Source organism: Pseudoduganella sp. GW821-FHT05F09 (assembly GCF_059419605.1).
In genome coordinates, this window is record NZ_JBWKSD010000002.1 from 131,329 (window position 1) to 154,599 (window position 23,271).

At 66.1% G+C, this 23,271-nt stretch carries 18 protein-coding genes; 11 read left to right on the plus strand and 7 right to left on the minus strand.

What is annotated here, in order from left to right; all coding sequences use genetic code 11:
- The first annotated feature begins 281 nt into the window (after nt 1-281).
- Nucleotides 282-1,661, plus strand: a complete 1,380-nt coding sequence (gene xseA, locus AC07S4_RS05790) for an exodeoxyribonuclease VII large subunit (protein WP_494985737.1) — start codon at nt 282-284, stop codon at nt 1,659-1,661.
- Here xseA and AC07S4_RS05795 read toward each other — a convergent pair.
- The 3 genes from AC07S4_RS05795 to AC07S4_RS05805 all read right to left on the minus strand — a co-directional run bounded on the left by AC07S4_RS05795 (nt 1,653) and on the right by AC07S4_RS05805 (nt 6,712).
- On the minus strand, nt 1,653-2,705 hold the full coding sequence (locus tag AC07S4_RS05795) for a glucokinase (protein WP_494985738.1): 1,053 nt from the start codon (nt 2,703-2,705) through the stop codon (nt 1,653-1,655). The two genes, xseA and AC07S4_RS05795, sit on opposite strands and share 9 nt — an antisense overlap.
- An 82-nt stretch (nt 2,706-2,787) precedes the next feature.
- Entirely contained in the window at nt 2,788-5,259 is a 2,472-nt protein-coding gene (locus AC07S4_RS05800; protein WP_494985739.1) for a TonB-dependent receptor, read from the minus strand.
- Between the two features lie 106 nt (nt 5,260-5,365).
- A complete protein-coding gene (locus AC07S4_RS05805; RefSeq protein WP_494985740.1) occupies nt 5,366-6,712 on the minus strand; it encodes a GH1 family beta-glucosidase in 1,347 nt (448 codons plus the stop codon).
- Nucleotides 6,713-6,918: 206 nt separating this feature from the next.
- Between AC07S4_RS05805 and AC07S4_RS05810 the strand changes: the two genes are divergently transcribed.
- From AC07S4_RS05810 to AC07S4_RS05835, 6 genes are all read left to right on the plus strand, one after another.
- Nucleotides 6,919-7,932 (plus strand): LacI family DNA-binding transcriptional regulator, encoded by a 1,014-nt coding sequence (locus AC07S4_RS05810; protein ID WP_228895484.1) that lies wholly within the window; start codon nt 6,919-6,921, stop codon nt 7,930-7,932.
- A 65-nt stretch (nt 7,933-7,997) separates the two neighbouring features.
- A complete protein-coding gene (gene sodB / locus AC07S4_RS05815) occupies nt 7,998-8,576 on the plus strand; it encodes a superoxide dismutase [Fe] (RefSeq protein WP_161071777.1) in 579 nt (192 codons plus the stop codon).
- 145 nt (nt 8,577-8,721) lie between these two features.
- On the plus strand, nt 8,722-9,402 hold the full coding sequence (locus tag AC07S4_RS05820; protein ID WP_494985741.1) for a penicillin-insensitive murein endopeptidase: 681 nt from the start codon (nt 8,722-8,724) through the stop codon (nt 9,400-9,402).
- Between the two features lie 149 nt (nt 9,403-9,551).
- Nucleotides 9,552-10,688 carry a TRAP transporter substrate-binding protein gene (locus tag AC07S4_RS05825; RefSeq protein WP_494985742.1) on the plus strand — a complete coding sequence of 379 codons (1,137 nt, stop codon included), beginning with the start codon at nt 9,552-9,554 and terminating at the stop codon, nt 10,686-10,688.
- 79 nt (nt 10,689-10,767) lie between these two features.
- Nucleotides 10,768-11,367 carry a TRAP transporter small permease subunit gene (locus AC07S4_RS05830; protein WP_494985743.1) on the plus strand — a complete coding sequence of 200 codons (600 nt, stop codon included), beginning with the start codon at nt 10,768-10,770 and terminating at the stop codon, nt 11,365-11,367.
- A complete protein-coding gene (locus AC07S4_RS05835; protein WP_494985744.1) occupies nt 11,364-13,343 on the plus strand; it encodes a TRAP transporter large permease in 1,980 nt (659 codons plus the stop codon). The genes AC07S4_RS05830 and AC07S4_RS05835 overlap by 4 nt, the downstream gene beginning before the upstream one ends.
- Before the next feature lie 32 nt (nt 13,344-13,375).
- Here AC07S4_RS05835 and AC07S4_RS05840 read toward each other — a convergent pair whose 3' ends face one another.
- Entirely contained in the window at nt 13,376-16,009 is a 2,634-nt protein-coding gene (locus AC07S4_RS05840; protein ID WP_494985745.1) for an ATP-binding protein, read from the minus strand.
- 108 nt (nt 16,010-16,117) lie between these two features.
- Nucleotides 16,118-16,864 carry an SDR family oxidoreductase gene (locus AC07S4_RS05845; protein WP_494985746.1) on the minus strand — a complete coding sequence of 249 codons (747 nt, stop codon included), beginning with the start codon at nt 16,862-16,864 and terminating at the stop codon, nt 16,118-16,120.
- A gap of 109 nt (nt 16,865-16,973) precedes the next feature.
- On the opposite strand from AC07S4_RS05845, the gene AC07S4_RS05850 reads away from it, so the two are divergent.
- Nucleotides 16,974-17,870, plus strand: coding sequence for a LysR family transcriptional regulator (locus AC07S4_RS05850; RefSeq protein WP_494985747.1), 897 nt, complete (start codon nt 16,974-16,976; stop codon nt 17,868-17,870).
- Between the two features lies 1 nt (nt 17,871).
- On the opposite strand, the gene AC07S4_RS05855 is transcribed toward AC07S4_RS05850, so the two are convergent.
- Complete coding sequence (locus AC07S4_RS05855) at nt 17,872-18,171, minus strand: hypothetical protein (RefSeq protein WP_494985748.1); 300 nt, start codon at nt 18,169-18,171, stop codon at nt 17,872-17,874.
- Nucleotides 18,172-18,181: 10 nt separating this feature from the next.
- A complete protein-coding gene (locus AC07S4_RS05860; protein ID WP_494985749.1) occupies nt 18,182-20,779 on the minus strand; it encodes a chemotaxis protein CheW in 2,598 nt (865 codons plus the stop codon).
- A gap of 245 nt (nt 20,780-21,024) precedes the next feature.
- Here AC07S4_RS05860 and AC07S4_RS05865 point away from each other — a divergent pair, with 245 nt between their 5' ends.
- The 3 genes from AC07S4_RS05865 to AC07S4_RS05875 are packed head-to-tail and all read left to right on the plus strand — an operon-like array spanning nt 21,025 to nt 23,265.
- Nucleotides 21,025-21,246, plus strand: a complete 222-nt coding sequence (locus tag AC07S4_RS05865; RefSeq protein WP_494985750.1) for a DUF4148 domain-containing protein — start codon at nt 21,025-21,027, stop codon at nt 21,244-21,246.
- Nucleotides 21,247-21,267: 21 nt separating this feature from the next.
- Complete coding sequence (locus AC07S4_RS05870) at nt 21,268-22,719, plus strand: efflux transporter outer membrane subunit (RefSeq protein WP_494985751.1); 1,452 nt, start codon at nt 21,268-21,270, stop codon at nt 22,717-22,719.
- Nucleotides 22,720-22,767: 48 nt separating this feature from the next.
- Nucleotides 22,768-23,265 carry a MarR family winged helix-turn-helix transcriptional regulator gene (locus tag AC07S4_RS05875; protein ID WP_494985752.1) on the plus strand — a complete coding sequence of 166 codons (498 nt, stop codon included), beginning with the start codon at nt 22,768-22,770 and terminating at the stop codon, nt 23,263-23,265.
- Nucleotides 23,266-23,271 lie beyond the last annotated feature (6 nt).

A 23,271-nucleotide genomic window follows, 5' to 3' on the forward strand; every position in this document is an offset into this window, starting at 1 on the left:
TTCTATGCGTAAATTTTTAGCACATCCGTTCTTGTCCACAGCAATGCGCTTTTGATACCAAAAAGTTCCTCACATTTTTTGTGGATAACTTTGTGCGTAACCACCCGCCCCTGCTGCAAAGTGCTTGATCCATAAGGACTTTCTGCCATTGCCCGCTAATGCGGCATGGTTGTTTACCTTTTAAAATCAATCATTTACGAAAAATACTTGCCTTAAAAAGTGATATGTGACATAAGCATGACCTCCGCGCTATTTTGTGGACAGTTTCCCTTTCCTGAACGATGAACACCTTCCTTCCAGACGACAGCAACAAGCCGCAAGCGGCCGTAATCAGCGTCAGTGCGCTCAACCAGGCCGTCAGCCGGCTGCTGGAGCGCAGTTTTCCACTGACGTGGATATCCGGCGAAATTTCCAATTTCACCCGTGCCAGTTCGGGACATTGGTATTTCACCTTGAAGGACGATGCGGCCCAGGTGCGGGCCGTGATGTTCCGCGGCCGGGCGCAGTACGCGGGCTTCGTGCCGCGCGAGGGCGACAAGGTCGAGGTGCGGGCGCTGGTCACGCTGTACGGCCCGCGCGGCGATTACCAGATCAATGTGGAGGCGATACGCCGCGCCGGCGTGGGCGCGCTGTTCGAGGCCTTCCTGCGCATGAAGGAGCGCCTGGGCGCCGCCGGCCTGTTCGACCAGGACCGCAAGCGCGCCGTGCCGCTGTTCGCGCGCACCGTCGGCGTGGTCACCAGCCCCACCGGCGCCGCCCTGCGCGACGTGCTGACGGCCCTGAAGCGGCGCGCGCCCCATGTGCGCGTGGTGCTCTATCCCACGCTGGTGCAGGGGCAGCAGGCGCCGGAACAGATCGCGGCGGCCATCAACACCGCGTCCGCGCGCGCCGAGTGCGAGGTGCTGATCGTGTGCCGGGGCGGGGGCAGCATCGAGGATTTGTGGGCTTTCAACGACGAGGCGGTGGCGTATGCGGTGGCCAACTGCAATGTGCCCGTCATCTGCGGCGTCGGCCACGAGACCGATTTCACCATCGCCGATTTTGCCGCCGACCTGCGCGCGGCCACGCCCACCGCCGCCGCCGAACTGGCCGCCACGCCGCGCGCGGACTGGATGGCCTCCCTGCGCGCCGACGCCAACGATTTGCGCCGCGCCATGCAGCGCGCGCTGGGCGACGCGGCGCAGACGCTGGACGGCTATACGCGCCGCCTGCTCAGTCCCACGGCGCAGATCGCGCAGCAGCGCAGCAAGCTGCAGGCGCACGCCACGGCGCTGACGCACGCCAACCGCGCCCCGCTGGCATATGCGCGGGTGGGCTTTGATAAATTGCAGTCGCGCTGGTCGGCGCTGCGGCCGGATGTGCGCGCGCTGAGGATGCAGGTGGAGGGCTTGCAGCGGCGCGCTGCGCTCAGCATCGCCAACGGGCAAGCGCAGAAGCGCGACGCGCTCAATGCGCTGGCGGCGCAGCTGGAGATGCTCAATCCGCAGCGCACGCTGGAACGGGGCTACGCCATCGTGACGGGACAGGACGGGGCCATCGTGCGCGCGCCGTCGCAGCTGCACGCGCGCGACAGCGTGACCGTGCGGCTGGCCGAGGGCAGCGCCGAGATTGAGATTGCGGACGTCAAGCCGGCCGCCGGCGGCTCCGGCGGGTTACGCTAGCTCGGCGAGTATCACCGACATGCCTATCAGCGCCGGATACTCGGCCGTGATGACATAGGTCGGTATCTGCGAGATATATCCGCTCAAGCGCCCCTTGTGTTCAAAGCGCGCGCGGAAGCCCGAGCGGGCCAGGAATCCCCCCAGGCGCGGCACGATGCCGCCGCCTATATAGATGCCGCCGCGCGCGCCCAGCGTGATGGCGACGTTGCCCGCGATGGTGCCCAGCATCTCGCAGAAGGTTTCCAGCGTTTCCACGCACACCAGGCACTCGCCACGCAGGCCGCGCTCGATGATGGCGGGCGTATCCATGGCCTGTATCGCCTGCGGCGCCGCGCCTGCGCGCTCGGCCAGCACTTCGTAGGTCAGCCGTATGCCCGGCCCGGACACCAGCCGCTCGGCCGACACGTGCCCATAGCGCTCGCTGGCCCGCTGCAGAATATGTATCTCGCGCTCGCTGACGGCGGCAAAGGTGCTGTGCCCTCCTTCGCTATCCAGCGCTATCCACTCCTTGCCCGCCGGGACCAGCCCGGACACGCCCAGTCCCGTGCCTGCGCCCACCAGGCCTATCACGCCGCGCTCGCGCGCCTCGCCGCCGCCGACCTGCACGCGGTGCTGCGCCGATAAAAACGGCACGGCGCGCGCCAGCGCGGCAAAGTCGTTCACGACGTGCAGCGAGGTCAGGCTGAATTGGGAACAGATCGCTTCGATGGAGAACGACCAGTGGTGGTTGGTCATGCGCACCGCGTCGCCGTCTATGGGGTTGGCGATGGCGATGCCGGCCTGGCGCGCCTGGTAGCCGCCCGCCGCCACCGTGGCGGGCTGGGACAGGTATTGCACAATGGCCGCGCCCAGCGTGGGATAGGCCGCGCATTCGGCCACCCAGATGGCGTCGATGCGGCCGGCCGCCGTCTGCAGGCCGAAGCGGGCGTTGGTGCCGCCGATGTCGGCCAGCAGCCAGGGACGCTCGTAGCGTGCGCCGCCGCCGCCGTCTTCTCCTTCGTCGAAGAACGCCAGGGAATGCTGGGGAATATTTTCGATTTTCATGGTTGCCACCTTTGTACCTACGGCACAACCAGGGGCCGGTCCCATGTTCCATTTTGGGTCCGGCCCCGGTCCTGCTGCTTCGTTAGAACTTCATCGACACGCGCGCACCGACAGTACGCGGAGCATTATAGAACGCGCCGTAGATCTGCTGGGTAGGCTGGCATGGCATGCCGGTGTCGGTGCACAGCTCAACCACGTCCAGCTTCACTTCGCGGTCGGTTGCGTTCTGCACGAAGATCTCGGCCGTGTAGGCCTTGTTCATCGGCTGGAAGCGCAGGCTCAGGTCCAGCGTGGAGTAGGCTTTCTGCTTCTTCACGCCCGGGTGGCCGGGCACGTCGTTGCTGAAGGCGCCTGCGCCGACGAAGGTCTGGCCTTCGTAGTGGGCCGAGATGCGCGGCGTGAACAGGCCTTTGCTGGTCGCGAAGTCGTGCTCGTACTGCAGCGTGGTGGCGAACTTCGGCGCGTGTTTCATCACGCTGCCGCCCACGTCCACGTTGGGCGCGGTGGAGCCGCAGGACTGGCCCTTGGCGCGTGCCGCGTCCACATCGCAGGACATGAAGCTGTCGTAGGTGGCGTCGAGCCAGGTGGCGTTGCCGGTAAAGCGGTCCACCTTGCTCGGACGCCAGGTCCATTCGGCTTCCACGCCGTTCACGGTGGCGCCGGCGGCGTTGAAGTTGGCCAGCACGCTGTTCACCACTTGCGATTCCAGCTTGTCCTTGTACTTCATGTGGAAGGCGGCCAGGTTCAGCGTCAGCAGGCGGTCCAGCAGGTCGGACTTCATGCCCAGCTCATAGCTGGTCAGTTTTTCCGGCTTGGTGGTGGCGCCGCCGTCGCCGATGGCTGGCGAGTGGAAGCCGGTGGTGACCGAACCGTACAGCAGGATCTCGGGACGCAGCTTGTACTCCACGCGGCCCAGCCAGGTGGCCTGGCCGTATTTCAGGTCGGCGGTGTTGTCGCCGAAGGTGTTGCCGCAGGTGGCTGCGCTCACCACGCCGCCAGGGCCGATGTTGTGGGTGTTGATGGTGCCCGTGCCCGGCGTGACCAGCTGCTTGATCTGGTCCGGCGTCAGCACGGTGGTGCCCAGCGGGACGTTGGCGGGCCAGTTCGGGCAGGCCCAGTTCTGGCCGCCGATGTCGAACTTGTGGTCCTTGGTGTAGCGCGCGCCGACGGTGGCTTTCAGTTCGTCGTTCACTTGCAGGCTGCCCTGCGCGAACACGGCCTTGGATTTCAGCTGGCGGTCGCCCTGGATGAAGGACATGGCCGAGGCGTACTGGCCCACGGTCGGACGCACGAAGATGACGTTGCCGGCGGCGATGTCCTGCTGCACGGTGGCTTGCGAAATCTGGCTGCGGTCGATGTCGAAACGGACCTTGTTCTTCTCGCCGAACAGGAACAGGCCGCCCACCCACTGGAACGGCGCGTCGTTGTCCGAGCGCGCCTGCAGTTCGTGCGAGTAGCTGTCGAACTTGGCCCACTCGGTGCGGTTTTCGGATTTGAAGCCAGGGAACAGGCCCGCGTCGGCGTCGTTCACGTTGGCGCGCTTGTAGCGGCTCCAGCTGCCCAGGTAGGTCAGGTCCAGCGCGTCGCTCGGATGGTAATTGAGCTTGCCCTTGAAGGTGGTGATGGACTGGTCCAGGTTGCCCGGGCTGTCGATCAGCGCGGAGCGCAGTTCGGTGCCGGCTGCCGGTTCGGCGGCCAGGTAGACGTTGCCGGCGCCCTGGTCTTTATAGTAGTCGGCAATGACGGTGGCTTTCAGCTCGGGGGTGAAGCGCCACATCAGCGAGGCGCGCGCGCCCATCTTGTCTTCGGCGCCGTATTTCTTCGCACCGGGCAGCACGTTGGAGCCCTTGCGGAAGTCCACGGTACCGTCATGGCTGTCCTTGATGGCGGCGATGCGCAGGGCGATGTCGTCGGCCAGCGGAATGTTGATCATCGCTTGCGTTTGCAGGCGGTGGTAGTCGCCTATGGTCATGCCGGCCGAGCCGAACATCTTCTCGGTGCTGGGCGCGCCGGACACCAGGTTCACCGCGCCGGCGGTGGAGTTGCGGCCGTTCAGCGTGCCCTGCGGGCCGCGCGCCACCTCGACGTGGGACAGGTCGTACATCAGCGCGGTGGCGCCCTGCGGACGCGGCGAGTAGATGCCGTCGATGTAGAAGGCCACGGCCGGGTCGCCCAGCTCGGTGTGGTTGGCGGAACCCACGCCGCGCATGTAGACGTGCACGCCGCCCGAGTCGCCGTGCTGCTCGACCACCAGGCTAGGCACCATGGTGGTCAGCGAGGCCAGGTCTTTCACCTGGTTGTTGGCCAGCGTGTCCTGGCTGTAGGCGGTGATCGCCAGCGGGGTTTCCTGCACAAAGGTGTTGCGGCGGGTGGCGGTGACGATGATCTTTTCCATCTCGCCGTTGCGCGCTGGCGCGGCGGCTTCGATCGGGGCGGCGGCGGCGGCCGGCATGGCGCTGGCGGCTGCGGCAGCGCCCTCTTGTGCGAAGGCGTTGGCGGTCAGCAGGGCGAGTGGCGCGAGTTTCCACATCGCTTTGGTGTGCGAGTTTTTCATTGTCATTCCTCTATTATTCCGTTGATTGATGGTGTTGCATAGCTCTTTGGCTACTGCGGCACTCCAGCTGGAAATCAGCTCGAATCCATATCGGGCTCCTGCATGGTCATTGCTCCTTGATGAAATTGCGGTACCAGTGCGCGCTGTCTTTCAGCGTGCGCTGCTGGGTGTCGTAGTCCACGTAAATGAGGCCGAAGCGGCGCAGGTAACCCGAGTTCCACTCGAAGTTGTCCAGCAGGCTCCAGTAGAAGTAGCCCTGCACGTCCACGCCCGCCTGCATGGCGTCGTGCAGCGCGGCCAGGTGCATCTTCAGGTAGTCGATGCGCGGCTGGTCCTTGACCTGGCGGCCATTCGCGCCGTCCTGCAGCTGGTCCGCCACCGCCATGCCGTTCTCGGTGATGTAGACCGGCGGCAGCGCGTATTCGGCGTGCAGCTTGACCAGCAGCTCGGTCAGGCCTTGCGGGTAGATCTCCCAGCCCATGTCGGTCTTGCCCAGCGCGCACGGCGGCTGGCGCGGCGGCGTCTCGGTGCTGACGTAGGCGCGGAAGTAGTAGTTCACGCCGAGGAAGTCGATTTCCTGGCGAATATCGTTGAAATCGTTTTCATGAATGGACAGCAAAGAGCAGTCGACATTGTCCAGCGCCAGCGCCGGGTAGCTGCCCTTGAAAATGGGGTCCATGAACCAGGCCACGGAGCGCGCCCACTCCACTTCGGCGGCCTTGATATCGGCGGCCGAATTGGTGGCCGGGGTGGCGGTCCACTGGTTCAGCACGATGCCCAGCTTGGCCGACACGTTCAGCTTGCGCATCGCCTGCATGGCCAGGCCGTGCGACAGCAGCAAGTGGTGCGAGGCGCTCACGGCGGCGGCCGGATCGGCCATGCCGGGGGCGAACTGGCCGGTGCCGTAGCCCAGGTTGGCGGTGCACCAGGGTTCGTTGTGGGTGGCGATGGTGGCGACCCGGTTGCCGAAGCGGCGCGCCACTTCGGCGGCGTACACGGCGAAGTGCGCGGCGGTGTCGCGGTTCAGCCAACCGCCTTTATCTTCAAGGGCTTGCGGCAAATCCCAGTGGTACAGGGTGACGTGGGCGGCGATGTTTTTCGCGGCCAGCTTGTCCAGCAGGCGGCTGTAGAAATCGAAGCCGGCTTCGTTCCAGGCGCCGCTGCCGTCGGGCTGCACGCGCGGCCAGGCGATGGAGAAACGGTAGGAGTCCACATTGAGCGAGGCGATGATGTCCACGTCCTCGGCATAGCGGTAGTAGTGGTCGCAAGCCACGTCGCCGCTGCTGGCGTCGGTGATCTTGCCGGGGGTGTGCGTGAACGTGTCCCAGATGGACGGACCACGGCCGTCGGCAGTGGCGCCGCCTTCGATCTGGTAGGCGCTGGTTGCCACGCCCCAGGTGAAAGTCGATGGGAATGCTGGCATGGTGGTCGGAGCGGAATCAGGTGTGGTCATGTCGTTGGCGGTGTTGTCTGTCTTTTGAAAACGTTTTCAAGAGTGTGTGCATTTAACACCCAGTTAAAATTGAAGTCAATCATAATATTTTGAACAACTGTGCGATTTTTTACTCTCCGCACCGGCCCTGCAAGAGGGAAAATCCGCTGGAAACTATGCTATGCTGGCCCTGAAAAGGATTTCAAAAAACAACGACAGGACCGACCTTGAGCGACGACGATCACACCTCCCCTTCGACTTTGCTGGACGTAGCGCGCGAAGCCGGAGTGTCGCCCAGCACCGTCTCCCGCATCCTGAACGGCACCGCCAAGGTGTCCGACGACAAGCGCCAGGCCGTCATGGCCGCCATCGCCCGCACCAAGTTCGCCCCCAACCTGATGGCGCAGGGCCTGAAAAAGGGCCGCTCGCAGACCATAGGCATCGTGGTGCAGGATATTTCCTCGCCCTACTTCGACGAAACCCTGCGCGGCGTGGACGACGGCCTGAAAGGCACCGGCTACGCCTCGGTGATCGTCAGCGGCCACTGGAACGCGGAAGAGGAAGCGGACCGCATCCGCCTGCTGCTGGCGCGCAAGGTGGACGGCATCATCCTGCTGTCGGGCCGCATGTCGGACGAAACCGTGCTGCAGTTTTCCGGCCAGCGCCCCATCGTCTCCACCGGGCGCTCGCTGAACACGCGCAGCGCGCTGGGCTTCAAGCTGGACAATGAATACGGCGCCTGGATGGCGGTGCGCCACCTGATCGAGCTGGGCCACCGCCGCATCGCCTTCGTGTCCGGCCCGGCCAACAATATCGACGCCGAGGAACGCGCGGCCGGCTACCGGCGCGCCCTGTTCGAGGCCGGCATCGAGCTCGATCCCAAGCTCATGGTCGAGGGCAATTTCCACGAAAACAGCGGCCTGCTGGCCGTCAGCCACCTGTTCGACACCGGCCAGCAGTTCACCGCCGTGTTCGCCGCCAACGACCAGAGCGCCTACGGCGTGCGCCTGTGCCTGTACCGCAAGGGCATCCGGGTGCCGGACGACGTGTCGCTGGTGGGCTTCGATGACCTGCCCGGCTCCTCCTATACCACGCCGCCGCTGACGACCATACGCCAGCCGCTATATGACATGGGTCTGGTGGCCACCCATGCGCTGCTGCGCCTGATCCACGGCGAGCCGGTGCAGGCCCAGGTGCCCCCGCTGGAGCTGGTGGTGCGCGAGACCACGCGGCGGCGCTGAAAGGTTTACAATAATGGCTGTTTCAGCAAACAATAACTTTCAGCCCACACCAAAAGGATAGACACATGGAACATACTCTGCCACCTCTGCCGTATGCAATCGACGCCCTGGCGCCGCACATCTCGCAAGAAACGCTGGAATACCACTATGGTAAGCACCACCAAGCGTATGTCACCAATCTGAACAACCTGATCAAGGGCACCGAATTCGAAGCCCTGTCGCTGGAAGAAATCATCAAGAAGTCCTCCGGTGGCATCTTCAACAACTCGGCCCAGGTTTGGAACCACACCTTCTACTGGAATGGCCTGAAGCCAGCCGGCGGCGGCGAGCCTACCGGCGCGCTGGCCGACGCGATCAACGCCAAATGGGGTTCGTTCGCCAAGTTCAAGGAAGAATTCACCAAGTCCTGCGTTGGCAACTTCGGTTCCAGCTGGACCTGGCTGGTGAAAAAGCCGGACGGCACCGTGGACATCGTCAACACCTCCAACGCCGCCACCCCGCTGACCACCGAAAACAAAGCGCTGCTGACCTGCGACCTGTGGGAGCACGCCTACTACATCGACACCCGCAACCTGCGTCCGAAGTATGTTGAGAACTTCTTCAACCTGGTGAACTGGGACTTCGCGGCCGCCAACTTCGCTTAAGCACTGCCCAAGCGAGCGGTCCGCCCTCAAGAAAACCTGCGCCACGGCGCAGGTTTTTTTTCGCCCACCGCTTTGACATCCCTCAGCGCCCTCCCGCGCACTGCCATGCTATCCTCAAAAGACAGCGATGCACGTGCAGGAGAAAATGAAAGCCCTTCCAATTTTGGCCTTGTCTGCGCTGTTTGCGAGCCATGCCGCAGAAGCGGTGGAAAGCGCGTGCCATGGCCGCACCGCCAGCGGACGGATTGAACGCAGCGTGGCCTTGCCGGTCCAGGGGGCGAATTTTTCAGCCTACAGCGCACTGGCCGCACCAGCCGGCAGGACCTATGTGCATTCCACCGTCGCGCGGATCGTGGCCCAGGCCTATGCATCACTGGCGGCTTCCCGGCCGGCAACGCGCTATGTGTATGGTGAAACCGGGCTGAAGAACGGCGGCCCCTTCAAGCCGCACAAGACACACCAGAACGGCACGTCCGTGGATTTTTTCGTGCCGGTGCTGGATGCGGAAGGCAAATCCGCCCTGCTGCCGTCCACCCCGCTAAACCGCTACGGCTACGACATCGAGTTCGACGCGCAGGCACGCTACGGCGATTACCGCATCGATTTCCCGGCCATGGCGGAGCATCTCTATCAACTGCGGCAAGCGGCGCTGGCGGAGAAAACGGATCTGGCGCTGGTGATCTTCGATCCCCGCTACATGCCGCAACTGCTGGCCACGCCGCGCGGCCCCTACCTGCAACAGCACCTGCGCTTCATGAAAAGCACGCCCTGGGTGCGGCATGACGAGCACTATCACGTCGACTTTGCCATCACCTGCACCTTGTAAGCCCCGCGTAAGCAATCTGTAAGCATGCAGGCACATTCTTGCAATTCAGTTATCAGTGACTGAATAGACAGGAGGTAGCACCGCCACACCCAGCAGCAGCACGTCAGGATTTATCGTTCCGGTTACAAAACTACAACAGGAGACATACGATGAAGAAGATCGACACCGCAGCCAAGCAAAACCTCAACGCCCGCCGCAAGTTCCTGGGCAACGCCGCCGCCGGCACCGCCGGCGCCGCGCTCGCCCTGCCCATGATCGCCACCGCACAGACGCCCACCCAGCTGCGCTTCCAGAGCACCTGGCCGAGCAAGGACATCTTCCACGAATACGCGGGCGACTTTGCCAAAAAGGTCAACGACATGACCGGCGGCGAACTGAAAATCGAAGTGCTGCCGGCCGGTTCGGTGGTGCCCGCCTTCGGCCTGCTCGACGCGGTGTCGAAAGGCACGCTGGACGGCGGCCACGGCGTGATGGGCTACAATTACGGCAAGCAGAGCGCCATCGCGCTGTGGACGTCCGGCCCGGTGTTCGGCATGGACGCGAACATGGTGCTGGCCTGGCATAAATACGGCGGCGGCAAGGAGCTGCTGGTCAAGCTGTACGCGTCCATCGGCGCCAATGTGGTGTCCTTCCTCACCGGCCCCATGCCCACCCAGCCGCTGGGCTGGTTCAAGAAGCCCATCACCAAGAAGGACGACCTGAAAGGCCTGAAGTTCCGCACCAACGGCCTGGCCATCGACCTGTTCACCGCCATGGGCGCGGCGGTCAACGCCCTGCCCGGCGGCGAGATCGTGCCCGCCATGGACCGCGGCCTGCTGGACGGCGCGGAGTTCAACAACGCCACCTCCGACCGCCTGCTGGGCTTCCCGGACGTGTCCAAGGTGTGCATGCTGCAAAGCTTCCACCAAAGCTCGGAGCAGTTCGAGATCACCTTCAACAAGAGCAAGTACGACGCCCTGCCCGCCAAGATGAAGGCCATCATCGACAACGCCGTCGAGGCGGCGTCGGCCGACATGTCGTGGAAGGCCATCGACCGCTATTCCAAGGACTACGGCGAACTGCAATCGAAGGACGGCGTGAAGTTCTACAAGACGCCGGACACCCTGCTGCAGGAGCAGCTCAAGGTGTGGGACGAGGTGGTGGCCAAGAAGGGCGCCGACAATCCCCTGTTCCGCGAAGTGGAAAAGTCGCAGCGCGCCTTCGCGGCGCGCGCCATGAAGTGGGACATGGACACCAACAACCCGCGCCGCATGGCCTACAACCACTACTTCGGCAAGAAAGCCTGACACCGGAACGCGCAGCATCCGGCGCGCGCGGCAGCACCGCGCGCGCCGGCCCGCCCACACCTTGTTCCGGAGTTGCCGCATGCAGAATCTCTTGTTTTTCATCGACCGGGTGAGCAGCTGGATCGGCCAGGCGTTTTCCTGGCTGATCGTGGCGCTGACCTTCCTCATTTCCTGGGAAGTGTTCGCGCGCTACGCGCTGAACCGCCCCAATCCCTGGGCCTTCGATCTGATGATCATGATGTACGGCGCCGCCTTCATGATGGCGGGCGCCTACACGCTGGCCAAGAACGGCCACGTGCGCGGCGATGTGCTGTACAGCTTTTTCCCGCCCCGCCTGCAGGCCGGCCTGGACCTGCTGCTGTACGTGGTGTTTTTCGTCCCCGGCGTGGTGGCGCTGGTATGGGCCGGCTACACCTACGCGGCCGAGTCGCTGGCCATCAATGAGCACTCCACGCTGACGGCGAACGGTCCGCCGCTGTATCCCTTCAAGATGGTGATACCGGTCTCCGGCGCGCTGCTGCTGCTGCAAGGCCTGGTGGAGATAGTGCGCTGCGTGCTGTGCCTGCGAGACGGCGCCTGGCCTTCGCGCGAGCCGGACGTGGAGGAAGTGGACGTGGGCAAGCTGAAAGAAATGGTGCATGCCGACGGCGCTGTCCCTGCTGCGGGAGAACAAAAATGAGGAAAGAAATCTGGTTTGGCCTGTCCATGCTGCTGGCCATCGTCATTGCGCTGTTTGCGCTCATGCCCGCCCCGGCCGACATGACCAACGGCCACGTCGGCTTGCTGATGCTGGCCCTGGTGGTGGTGGCCATCATGCTGGGCTTCCCCACCGCATTCACGCTGATGGGCATGGGGGTGCTGTTCGCCTGGTACGCCTTCCATAGCCGCGATCCCAACCAGGCCATCCAGCTCACGCTGGACCTGATGGTGCAGCGCGCCTATTCCGTGATGGCGAACGACGTGCTCATTTCGATCCCGCTGTTTGTCTTCATGGGCTATCTGGTGGAGCGCGCCAACCTGATCGAGAAGCTGTTCAAGAGCCTGCACATTGCGATGGCGCGGGTGCCGGGTTCGCTGGCGGTGGCCACCATCGTCACCTGCGCCATTTTCGCCACGGCCACCGGCATCGTCGGCGCGGTGGTCACGCTCATGGGATTGCTGGCCTTGCCCGCCATGCTGAAGGCGGGCTACAGCACGCGCCTGTCGGCGGGCGCCATCACGGCCGGCGGCTGCCTGGGCATACTGATACCGCCGTCGGTGCTGCTGATCGTCTATGGCGCCACGGCGGGCGTATCGGTGGTGAAGCTGTACGCAGGCGCGCTGTTCCCCGGCATTATGCTGGCCGTGCTGTACGTAGGCTACGTGATGCTGGTGGCTAAGCTGAAGCCGGAAGCTGCGCCGCCGCTGTCGGCCGAGGAGCGCCGCGTGACCCTGCCGCCGTTCGCGCAGGCCATTACCGCCAGCGGACGCGCAATGGCCCTGCCGGGACTGGCCGGCGCGCTGGCGCAATCGGGGCCCGCGCCGGGCGGCGCGGGCAAGCGCGCGCTGACGCAGCAGCTGCTCATCGCCCTGCTGCCGGCGCTGGCCTTTGCCGCCCTGATGGGGGTGGGCTACCGCGTCGTCACGGCGCCCGCCGCAGCGCCCACCGAGCTGGTGGAACTGGGCAGCACGCAGGACTTGAGCGCGTCCGCCAGCGACGCGGGAACCCTGGCGGAACCGCCGCCCGCAGGCGGGCTGGAAGAACCGCCTGCCAGCGACGGCCTGGCCGAGCCGCCGGGCACGGAGACGCCGGCCGGCAAGGCAAGCAGCGCTCAAGGGGCGGGCGGCGCGGCAACAGTTGCGGCAGGCGCGCCAGCCGCGCCGGTGGCGGCCGATGCGGCGACAGGTGCGCAGCCGTCCAGGCCCGTGCCGGCCAGCTACTGGATAGTGCTGGGCGCGGGCACGGCGGCGCTGCTGCTGTTCTATGTCTTCTTCTCTTTCGCCCGCCTGGAGATACTGAAAATGCTGATGGGATCATTATTCCCGCTGGCGTTCATGATCCTGGCGGTATTGGGCAGCATCGTGTTCGGCTTCGCCACGCCCACCGAGGCGGCGGCCATGGGGGCGTTCGGCGGCATGCTGCTGGCCATCGCCTACCGGCGCTTCAACTTCGGCATGCTGCGCGAGTCGGCTCACCTGACGGCGAAGACCAGCGCCATGGTCTGCTGGCTGTTTGTCGGCTCCAGCATTTTCTCGGCCGCCTTCGCGCTGCTGGGCGGACAGGAGCTGATCAACACCTGGGTGCTGGGCATGGAACTCACGCCGGTGCAGTTCATGCTGCTGGCCCAGGTCATCATCTTCCTGCTCGGCTGGCCGCTGGAGTGGACCGAGATCATCGTGATCTTCATGCCCATCTTCATACCCTTGCTGGGCCACTTCAATATCGACCCGCTGTTCTTCGGCCTGCTGGTGGCAATGAATCTGCAGACGGCCTTCCTGTCGCCGCCGGTGGCCATGTCGGCCTTTTACCTGAAAGGCGTGGCGCCGCCCCATGTGACCTTGAACCAGATCTTCCTCGGCATGATGCCCTTCATGGCGATCCAGGTGCTGGGCGTGGTGCTGCTGTATTTGTTCCCCGCCATCGGCCTGTGGCTGCCCGGCGTGCTGTACAAGTAGACGCCAAGCCTGGACAGGCGCCTCAGGGCGCCTCAGGGTGCCTGTTCGGCGCAGACCGCGTCTATCATGCTGCAGAGCTGCGGGTACTGGTGCTGCTCCAGCATGGCCTCAACGGCCTGCACCGTGTCGCCATGCTCGGCGCGGAAGGCTTCCAGCAATTGCAGGGCGCGCGCGGGATACAGCAAGTGCAGCGCCTCGCGCACCGACGCCAGCACTTCGTAGGGCAGCAGCGCCAGGCGCTCCGCCGTCAGGGGCGCGCGCGGCGCGGACGGCAGGCGCTGGCGGCGCCGGAAGCGCACGCCCAGCTGCTGCTCCAGCACCTGGAACAGCCGGTCCTGCTCGATGGGCTTGCACAGGAATTCGTCGGCGCCGGCCGCCAGCGATTCGCGCCGCTCTTCCTCGAAAGCGTGCGCGGTCATCATCACCACGCGCGGCTGCACCAGCGCCGGCTCGGCGCGCAGCTGCCGTATCACGGCCAGGCCGTCCAGGCCCGGCATGCGCCAGTCCATGAACACCAGCGCCGGCTGGAAGCGGCGCAGCGCCGCCAGCCCGGCCGCGCCGTCGGCCGCCAGCTCCACCTCAAAACCCAGCGGCGAGAGCAGGCTGTGGATCAAATGGCGGCTGTCGGCGTTGTCGTCCACCACCAGGATGCGGCGGCCGCGCTGCGACGGCTCCAGCGCCTCCACCACGTTGAGCGCCTCGCCCGGCACGTAGTTGGCGCCGCTCACCTCCAGCGTGAAGCGGAATTCCGCGCCGCGTCCCAGTTCCGACTCCACTTCCAGCGTGCCGCCCATCATGCGCACGAACTCGCGCGAGATGGTCAGGCCCAGGCCGGTGCCTTCCTGCGTGCCGGTGTTGTCGGTCTGGACGAAGGGCTCGAAGATGCGCTGCTGGTCTTCCTTGGCGATGCCTTTACCGGTGTCGCGCACCGAGAACGAGAGCCGGTGGCGCCCGTCCTCCAGCGGCGCGGCGCGTGCGATCAGCATCACGCTGCCCTGCTGCGCGAACTTCACCGCGTTGGAGACGAGGTTGAGCAGCACCTGGCGCAGGCGCGCGCCGTCCATCTGCACGGCGGGCGGCAGGCCGTGGCAGTCCAGCGTCATGTGCAGGCCGGCCTGGCGGGCGCGCGCGCCCAGCATGTCCATCACCTCGCGCAGCACGCCCTCCACCGCCACCACCGTCGACTGCAGGGTGATGCGGCCGGCTTCGATCTTGGACAGCTCCAGCAAGTCGTTGATCAATGTGAGCAAATGCTGGCCGGAGCGGTTGATCACGCCCAGGTTGCGCTTCTCCTCGTCCGTCATGGACTGCGAATCGGCCAGCAGGCGCGAAAAGCCGATCACCGAATGCAGCGGCGTGCGCAGCTCGTGGCTCATGGTGGCCAGGAACACGCTCTTGGCGCGGTTGGCCGCCTTGGCCTCCGTCACCGCCACCGACAGCGCCTCGGTGCGCTCGGCCACCAGCTCCTCCAGGTGGTTGCGGTGGCGCCGCAGCTCCTCCTCGGCCAGCTTGATGTCGGTAATGTCGTAGTTCACGCCCACCAGGCGCCGCAGCGCACCGCTGGCGTCTCGGAAGGGCTTGCCCGCCGCCTTGATGTGGCGCAGCTGGCCGTCCGGCCAGCGGATGCGGAATTCGGTCAGGTAGTGCCGCTCGCCGCTGCGCACCTTTTCCAGCAGCTCGTTCACGTGCACCAGGTCCTCCGGCAGCAGGCGCGCCTCCCAGGCATCGAGCGTGCTGTCGAAGGCGCCCGGCGGCACGCCGTACTGGCGGTGCATCTCGCGGTCCCACAGCAACTGGTTGGTGTCCACGTCCCAGTCCCAGATGCCGATATGGGCGGCGTCGGTGGCGATCGCCAGGCGCTCCTCGCTGGCCTGCATGGCGCTGTAGCGCTGGTCCAGCAGGTCCACCATTTCCAGGATGGATTCGTTCAGCGTCTTCAGCTCGCCCAGGAAGAGCGACTGGTCCGGCCGCGCGCCGGCGCCGCCGCCGGCCTTCACGCTGGCAGCGTACTGACCCACCGACTTGAGCGGCTTGAGCATCAGATACCACAGCAACAGGTACACGCCCAGCACCAGCGTGACGTCCAGCGCCACAATGGCAAAGCCGAGCGCAATGCGGCGCTCGCGCAGCGTTTGCAGCACGTACTGCGGCGTGACGTACATCTTCACTACGCCGATTTCGCGCCCCGCCATGCGGATGGGGCGCATGGCCGTGCGCAGCGCCGGAATGGCCGGCTCGTGGTCCACCTGTTCCAGCACGCCCTCGGCGTTGCGCAGGAAGACGAATTGCACCTTGTTGCTGAGGGTGACGGAGCAGCCGTACAGGTCGCGGTTGTTCAGGCTGGCCTGCACCATGGCGATAATCTGGCGGTCGTCGAAATTCCAGGCCGGCAGCGCGATGGCGGCGGTCAGCTGGTCGGCGCTGGCGTCGAGCTGGCGGTGCAGCGCCTTCCAGCGCTCGTCGCGCTCCTGGCTGTAGGACAGCACGGCAAAACCCAGCAGCACCAGCGTGACCAGCGCCGCCAGCGCCAGGCTGACGATGAGCGCGATCGACACCCGGCGCGACGCCATGCGCTGCAGCAGTGCGCGCGGCAGGCAGGCGTCCGCCAGCTGCGCAGCTACACGCCGCGCCGCCTGGATGCAGCGATCCGCCATCTTCAAACCCATGCCCATTTTTCCGCCCGGACTGTCCCTTATGCAACCAATGCTAGCGCTCCGGGGGCGGATTGTATCCTGTACCTTGGTACAGTATGTATCAATTCAACATCATGGCGCTTACACCATGCCGCCGTTGGCGCGCAGCGTCTGGCCGTTGATCCAGGCGCCGTCCGGGCCGGCCAGGAAGGCGACGGCGGCGGCAATGTCGTCCGGCGTGCCCAGGCGCTCGAGCGGCGCCATGGCCGACAGGCGGGCGATGGTTTCCGGCGTTTTCCCGTCCAGGAACAGGGCGGTGGCGGTCGGCCCCGGCGCCACGGCGTTGACCGTGATGCCTTTGCCGCGCATTTCCTTGGCCAGTATCGTGGTCATGGCTTCCACCGCGGCCTTGGTGGCGGCGTACACCGCATAGCCGGGCAGCAGCGTGCCAACCAGGCTGGATGAAAAGTTGATGACGCGGCCGCCGTGCTGCAGCCTGGCGCCCGCTTCGCGCATGGTGTTGAAGCTGCCCTTGAGGTTGACGGCCAGCAGGCGGTCGAAGGTCTCGTCGCTGGTGTCGGCCAGCGGCGGCAGTTGCGGCGGCATGATGCCGGCGTTGTTGACCAGCACATCGACCCGCCCCAGCCGGGCGATGGCCTGGTCGAACAGCGCGCGCACGGCGGCCGGATCGGCCACGTCGGCCTGGATGGCGATGGCGCTGCCGCCGCCGTCCGCAATCGCCTGGACAACCCTGGCCGCTTCGGCCGCGTTGCCGGCGTAGTTGACGACCACCGCGTAGCCCTCGCGCCCCAGGCGCTGGGCGATGGCGGCGCCGATGCCGCGCGATGCGCCGGTGACGATGGCGACTTGCTGCTGTTTGCTGTTCATGGTGTGGCTCCCTTCAGTTAGGTTCGTTGATGGATGCAGTATCACTCATTCACCATAGCCAATAAATGCACTAGAATTGCTAACACAATTCAATAATCCACAATAATCAATGGACAGACTGGACGCCATGCGGCTGTTCACGCGCATCGTGGAGCTGGGCAGCTTCAGCCGCGCGGCGGACAACCTGAAGCTGCCCGCCGCCACGGCCACGCACACCATCAAGCAGCTGGAGGCGCGGCTGGGCGTGCGCCTGCTCCAGCGCACCACGCGCCACGTGAGCGCCACGCCGGACGGGCAGGCCTACTACGAGCGCTGCGTGCGCATCCTGGCGGACGTGGACGAGACCGAGACGGGCTTTGGCCACAGCGGCGTGGCGCCGCGCGGCAAGCTGCGGGTGGATCTGCAAGGCACGCTGGCGCGCCATTTCGTGCTGCCGCGCCTGGGCGAGTTCTTCGCCCGCTATCCGGACCTCGAACTTGAAATCGGCATGGGCGACCGGCTGGTGGACATGGTGCGCGAGGGCGTGGACTGCGTGCTGCGCGGCGGCGTGCTGCGCGATTCAAGCATGGTGGCGCGGCGCGTGGCCAGCCTGCGGCAAGTCACCTGCGCCAGCGCGGCCTATCTGGACCGGCATGGCACGCCGCGCACGCTGGACGAGCTGGCGGGGCACCGCGCGGTGAACTTCTATTCCATCGCCAGCGGCAAGGTGTTCCCATTTGATTTCGTGGTGGACGGCGAGCCGCGCAGCGTGCAGCTGCCCGGCTCCGTCTCGGTCAGCAATGCGGAGGCCTATGTGCAGTGCTGCGCCAGCCACCTGGGGCTGATACAGCTGCCGCGCTACCACGTGGCCGCGCAGCTGGCCGACGGCAGCTTCCGCGCGGTGCTGGACGCGTGGCGCCCGCCGGAGATGGCGGTATCGGCCATGTACCCGCAGCAGCGCCAGCTCTCGCCGCGCGTGCGGGTGTTCGTGGACTGGCTGGCGGAGGTGATGGCCGCCGCCAGCTGATTCATTCGCCCTGCTCCGCGTCCGCCAGCGGGATGTTTTCAACGTGGTCCACGTCGATATCGGCGCCATCCTTCCGCGCCGTGTCGCGTCCCGGCGCGGCGCGTTCGCCGGTGCCGCCCGAATCGGTATCGCTGTCCAGGTCCGCGTCGCCCAGTTCCTCGCCGGCGGTGCCGCCGCTCACATCGCTGCCGGAATCGGAGCTGTCGCTGGGTCCAAGGGCGCCGGTGCCGTGGCCTTTGCCCAGGCTGCGGTCGGGCGCTGTGGGGAAGTTATCGGGATCCAATGTGCTGTTGCCTGACATGATGGCCTCCTTAAGCTGTTTGCGTTGAAGACCACTGTAGCAAAGCCCCAGCCGGGGCGGCGCACCCCATGGCGCACAGCACCGCCGCCATGTGCTCAACCGACAGCAATGTGAGCATCTGCCCTTCCGCATCGGCCGATTTGACGATGGATGCGAGCACCGGCGTAATCCCCACGAACACATGGTTGACCGGCGCGATGTCGGCCACCGGCACCACCGGGATATCGCCCAGGCGCTCGACCAGCACGCCGAAGCGCTTGCCGTTCGCGTCGGCCAGCACCACGGTGAGCATGTCCGCGCGCGGCACGCTGGAGACCACGCCGAGCGCGCGCTGCAAATCGTAGATCAGCATGGTGGCGCCCTGGTAAATGGCGGCGCCGCAGACCGTGGGCGCGGCGTTGGGCAGTTGCACGCAGCCGCCGAACGGTATCGCCTCCACCACCGACGACGCGGCCACGCCCAGCAGGTAGCTGCCGACGTGGAAGCTGGCGATTTCCAGGCGCTCCGCACCGTCGGCAGGCTGCGGCTGCGAGGCGGACATCGCCGGCGCGGATGCGGCGGCCTGCTGTTCCGTCACCGCCGCGCCGCCCTTCCAGGCGCCGAGCGGCACGCAGACCAGCGCCAGCGCCGCCTGCCCTTCCGCGCCGGCACTGCCCCGGTACTCGCGGTAGCCGGACGATGCGCGCGCGCCCACCGCCATCACCTGCCCGTCCAGCAGCACCAGCCGCGCCGCGCCGGACGCGGTGGCCACGGCTTCGGCCAGCAGGTCCGGCGGCACGCCGATGCGGCTGCCGGGCTGCCAGCGCGGGTCGCTGGAGGCGATCACGCCGCCGCCCGCGTCCACAAACAGCGTGCAAGCTTGCCCCACTTTGGGCGGCCGCGCCGCCTCCAGTATCGCGGCCAGCTGCGGCGCGGAGTCGAACACCACGGCGATGCCGCCCGCCACGCGGCCGCCGCCGTCCTGCAGCGGCGTCGCGTAGATCCAGGTCGGACGGCCGCCGTACAAATCGTCCGCCACGAATTCGGACACGGCGTAGCGCTCGGCATCGCGCAGCGCCACGGCCTGCTGCCGCCACGGCGCATCCAGCCGCCGCCCCAGCCACTGCTCCGCGTGCGGGCGCGACACCGCCACCACCATACCCTCGGCGTCGAACAGCAGCAGGCTGTCGTAGACCGTGTACAGGTCATTGATGGCGCGCAGCCGCGCCGACATCGCCTCCCGCTGGCTATCCGGCTGCGGCTGCGCCAGCAGGCCGCACAGCAGCGGGTCCAGCGCCCACCAGCGGCAATCGTTGCTGCGCTCGTAGAGATTGCGGTCCAGGATATCGATCGCCAGCGCCGCATGGAAACGGCAATCGTCCAGGTGCGCGGCCACCGCCATCGCCTGCAGCTTGCCGATCGAACGCGTGAAGACCTCCTTCATGCGCGTGCCCGTGCGCACGATCTCGCCCAGCAGCACGCGCGAGAATGCGGGATTGTGCGCCGGCCCAGCCGCCAATCCGGCCGTCCCCTGGCGCGCCTGTCCCTGCCGGATATTCGCGTTCCACACCGAGCGGCTCAACTCGCGCTGGATCGCCTCGGCCTGCGGCGGAATGCGCTGCAGCTCGGGCGGGAAGGCAGAGCCGTCGGCCAGCACCGCCGCCAGCAAGGCGCCGATGCCAGCCGGGTCTTGGGACGCAGCCGCATCTGCATCCTCTCCGCCTTCCTCATCCTCCTCAAAGGCGGCATCGAGCGGCACCAGCACCAGCGCGCTCCACCCCGGCCCCATATAGCCCTGGAAGCCCTGCGCCATGCGCCGCGAGGCCAGGTATTTGCGGCCGGCGTAGCGCATCACATGGCCGTCGCCCGGCGCCACATCGACCACCGAACCCGGCGCCACCTGGCTGCTGTCGCTGCTGGCGATCACCATGCCCGCGTCGTCCAGCAAGGTGATTACGCTCCAGTCGCCGCGCCGCTGCAAGCTGGCGAAGATGCGCTTGACCTCATATTCAAAATCAAAGCACAGGAACAGCGCGCCCAGCACGGCGCCCGCCTCGTTCTGCACCCGCACCGCGTAGAACAGATTGCGCGACTCGTCCGGGAACAGGTCGCTGCGCACGGCCGCCTCGGTGTAGGGCGCGGTGCTGTCCAGCACCTCGCGCAGCAGCGGGTCGCGGCACAGCGCCACCTCCGGCCGCCCCGGCAGCCGCGCCAGCACCTCGCCGGACGGCGACAGCAAAATCACGTCGCGGTACACCGAATAGCGCGCCACATACGCTTGCAGGCGGGCCGCCATGTCCGCCCGCGCTGCGGGGCTGCGCTCCGTGGCCGCAGCAAAGCCGCGCAGCGCGTGGTCGGTGGCCAGGAAGCCGATGTCGGCGGTGCGCTCGAACAGATTGCGCACCAATATGTCTATCGCCACCTGGGCGGGGGCGCACAGCTCCTGCACGCGCTTGTCCAGCGTCGTGCGGGCCAGGCTGTCGAGCAGGCCGGCGCTCAGGTCGGCGAAGGCGGCCTTGGTGCCGCTCATTTCCGTGGTGGTGCCGGACAGCTGTCCCAGCAAATTCAAAACATCCCAGACGGATTCCAGGGATTTCAGGGTCTCGCGATTTTCCGTCACGTGCAGCATGTGTGGCTGCAGGCTACGGAGTTGATGGCTGACCGCACTTGTGGTTGGGCGCATGTCGTTGGGTTTTCCGATAAGAAGACCCGCCTTGCATGCAATTTCCATTCCATACGCCAACATTAGTTTTATGTCATTTTTGCACCAGGCCGGTGCGGCTGGCTTGCCGAATATGCGCCTTGTGGTTACTACTTATTTCATTACTGAATAATTCAGTGATATACTGTTTTCACTCAACCAGGAGAACCATCATGAAAAACCTCATCGCCGCCCTCGCCCTGATCGCCACCGCCGCTGCAGCTTCCGCCCAGACCGCCGCGCCCGCGGCCGACACCAAACAGCCGCAAGCCAGCACCGGCCGCACCCGCGCCGAAGTGATTGCCGAAGTCATCGAAGCGCGCAAGAACGGCACCCTGATCGAAACCGAAGCGGACATGGACGTCGCCCAGACCCGCAAGCACATCGCCAAGTAATCCAGGCCGGACGACACCGCCATGACCTTGCTGCGCCCCCTCGCCCTGCTCGCCGCCGCGCTGGCGCTCACCGCCTGCGCGGACATGAGCAAGGTCGCGCCGCCGCAAGCGCGCAAGCTGGACCCGTTGCAGCTGAACGCGGGCGCCGCCATCCAAGCCGCAGCCGCAGGAGCCCAAGACGGCGCGGCAGCGCAAGCCGCATGGCCCAGGGAAGCCTGGTGGCGCAATCTGAACGACCCACAGCTGGACCGCCTGCTGGAGCGCGCGCTGGAGGGAAATCCCAGCCTGAAGGCCAGCCAGGCGCGCGTGCGCCAGGCGCAGGCGCTTGCCGGCGTGGCCGAAGCAGCCACCCTGCCGCGCGTGGACGGCAGCGCCGTGGTCGACCGCGAACTGTATTCCGCGCACAGCACCGTGCCCGCGCCGCTGGCCGGCAACTACGCCACCAAGACCACGGCCAGCATCACCGCCAACTACGACCTGGACCTGTGGGGCCGCAACCGCGACGCGCTGGCCGCCGCGCTGCACGACGCGCAGATGGCCGCCGCCGAGGCGCAGATGGTCAAGCTGGCGCTGGAGTCGGCGATTGTGCACAGCTACATCCAGCTGGCCAACGCCTGGGCCATGCAGGACACGGTGGCCGCCAGCCTGCAGCAGCGCCAGCAGATCCTTGAGCTGACCAAACGCCGCCGCAACGCCGGCCTGGCCAGCGACATCGACGTGGCGACCATAGAGACAACGCTGCCAGCCGGCCGGCGCGAGCGGGAACAGGCGGCCGAATCCGTCGCCCTGCTGCGCAACCAGCTGGCGGCCCTGATCGGCCAGGGACCGGGCGATGGCGATGCCATTGCCCGGCCAGTGCTGACATTGAACCAGCCCACCGTGCTGCCCAGCGCCCTGCCCGCCGAACTGGTGGCGCGTCGCCCGGACCTGGCGGCCCAGCGCTGGCGGGTGGAAGCGGCGGCCAAGCGCATCGGCGTGGCGCGCGCGGACTTCTACCCCAACATCAACCTGATGGCCTTCGCCGGCATCCAGGCGCTGGGCTTCAGCCACCTGCTGGACATCCATTCGGCCACGCGCGGCATCGCGCCCGCCATCAGCCTGCCTATTTTCGAAGGCGGCCGCTTGCGCAGCCAGCTGGGCAGCCAGAACGCGCTGTACGACATCGCGGTGGAGCAGTACAACGCCACGCTGGTGCAGGCGCTGGCCGAAGTGGCCAACGCCGTCACCCAGGCGCGCTCGGTGGAACAGCAGCAGCAACTGGCCGAACGCGCGCTGGCTTCGGCCACCCGCGCGCACGCGCTGGCGGACCGCGCCTTCCGCGCCGGCATGACGGACTCGCTCAGTGTGTTGCAGGCGCGCCTCACCCTGCTGGCCGAGCAGCAGCAGATGGTGCAGGTGCAAAGCAGGCGTCTCGACAGCTATGCCGCGCTGATGGCGGCGCTCGGTGGAGGAATTAAACAAGATTTCCCATGATGCAACGATAGTACAATCAATACTTTCGTACAGGGAGAGGAGAGCGCAATGAGCAGTTTTGACGCGACCAACAAGCGCCTTAAAAACATCCACGCGCGCATACCGGCATTTCCGGAGGAGACCATGCGCTTGATGCGGCTGACGTATCACGTGCAAAAGCGCCTGAAGGACCTGACCAACGCGGCGCTGCGCAAGTACGACCTGGTGGACGCCAGCTATATGGTGCTGGCCGTGCTGTACGGCTCGGACGACGAAACCTCGACCGCGTCCACGCTGGGCGAGGCCTGCATGGAAAAGCCGGCCAACCTGACACGCGTCTGCAACGACCTGGAAACCCAGGGCCTGATCTCGCGCGGCAACCGCCCCGGCGACCGCCGCTGCGTGATGATTTCGCTGACCGACAGCGGACGCGCGCTGATCGAGCAGGTCATGCCCGAAGTCTGGACCCGCACCACCCGCGCCTATGACGGCTATAGCGCGGAAGACCGCAAGCTACTGGAGCAGCTGTTCAAGCGACAGCTGGACAATTTAGAAAACCTCAGTTGAACCTGA

Coding starts and splice junctions, on each gene's coding strand:
- AC07S4_RS05860 (WP_494985749.1), bottom strand. CDS start 20,779: ATGCTGCACGTGACGGAAAATCGCGAGACCCTGAAATCCCTGGAATCC.
- AC07S4_RS05820 (WP_494985741.1), top strand. CDS start 8,722: ATGAAAGCCCTTCCAATTTTGGCCTTGTCTGCGCTGTTTGCGAGCCAT.
- AC07S4_RS05805 (WP_494985740.1), bottom strand. CDS start 6,712: ATGACCACACCTGATTCCGCTCCGACCACCATGCCAGCATTCCCATCG.
- AC07S4_RS05795 (WP_494985738.1), bottom strand. CDS start 2,705: ATGAAAATCGAAAATATTCCCCAGCATTCCCTGGCGTTCTTCGACGAA.
- AC07S4_RS05845 (WP_494985746.1), bottom strand. CDS start 16,864: ATGAACAGCAAACAGCAGCAAGTCGCCATCGTCACCGGCGCATCGCGC.
- AC07S4_RS05800 (WP_494985739.1), bottom strand. CDS start 5,259: ATGAAAAACTCGCACACCAAAGCGATGTGGAAACTCGCGCCACTCGCC.
- xseA (WP_494985737.1), top strand. CDS start 282: ATGAACACCTTCCTTCCAGACGACAGCAACAAGCCGCAAGCGGCCGTA.
- AC07S4_RS05855 (WP_494985748.1), bottom strand. CDS start 18,171: ATGTCAGGCAACAGCACATTGGATCCCGATAACTTCCCCACAGCGCCC.
- AC07S4_RS05830 (WP_494985743.1), top strand. CDS start 10,768: ATGCAGAATCTCTTGTTTTTCATCGACCGGGTGAGCAGCTGGATCGGC.
- AC07S4_RS05865 (WP_494985750.1), top strand. CDS start 21,025: ATGAAAAACCTCATCGCCGCCCTCGCCCTGATCGCCACCGCCGCTGCA.
- AC07S4_RS05840 (WP_494985745.1), bottom strand. CDS start 16,009: ATGGGTTTGAAGATGGCGGATCGCTGCATCCAGGCGGCGCGGCGTGTA.
- AC07S4_RS05850 (WP_494985747.1), top strand. CDS start 16,974: ATGGACAGACTGGACGCCATGCGGCTGTTCACGCGCATCGTGGAGCTG.
- AC07S4_RS05870 (WP_494985751.1), top strand. CDS start 21,268: ATGACCTTGCTGCGCCCCCTCGCCCTGCTCGCCGCCGCGCTGGCGCTC.
- sodB (WP_161071777.1), top strand. CDS start 7,998: ATGGAACATACTCTGCCACCTCTGCCGTATGCAATCGACGCCCTGGCG.
- AC07S4_RS05825 (WP_494985742.1), top strand. CDS start 9,552: ATGAAGAAGATCGACACCGCAGCCAAGCAAAACCTCAACGCCCGCCGC.
- AC07S4_RS05875 (WP_494985752.1), top strand. CDS start 22,768: ATGAGCAGTTTTGACGCGACCAACAAGCGCCTTAAAAACATCCACGCG.
- AC07S4_RS05835 (WP_494985744.1), top strand. CDS start 11,364: ATGAGGAAAGAAATCTGGTTTGGCCTGTCCATGCTGCTGGCCATCGTC.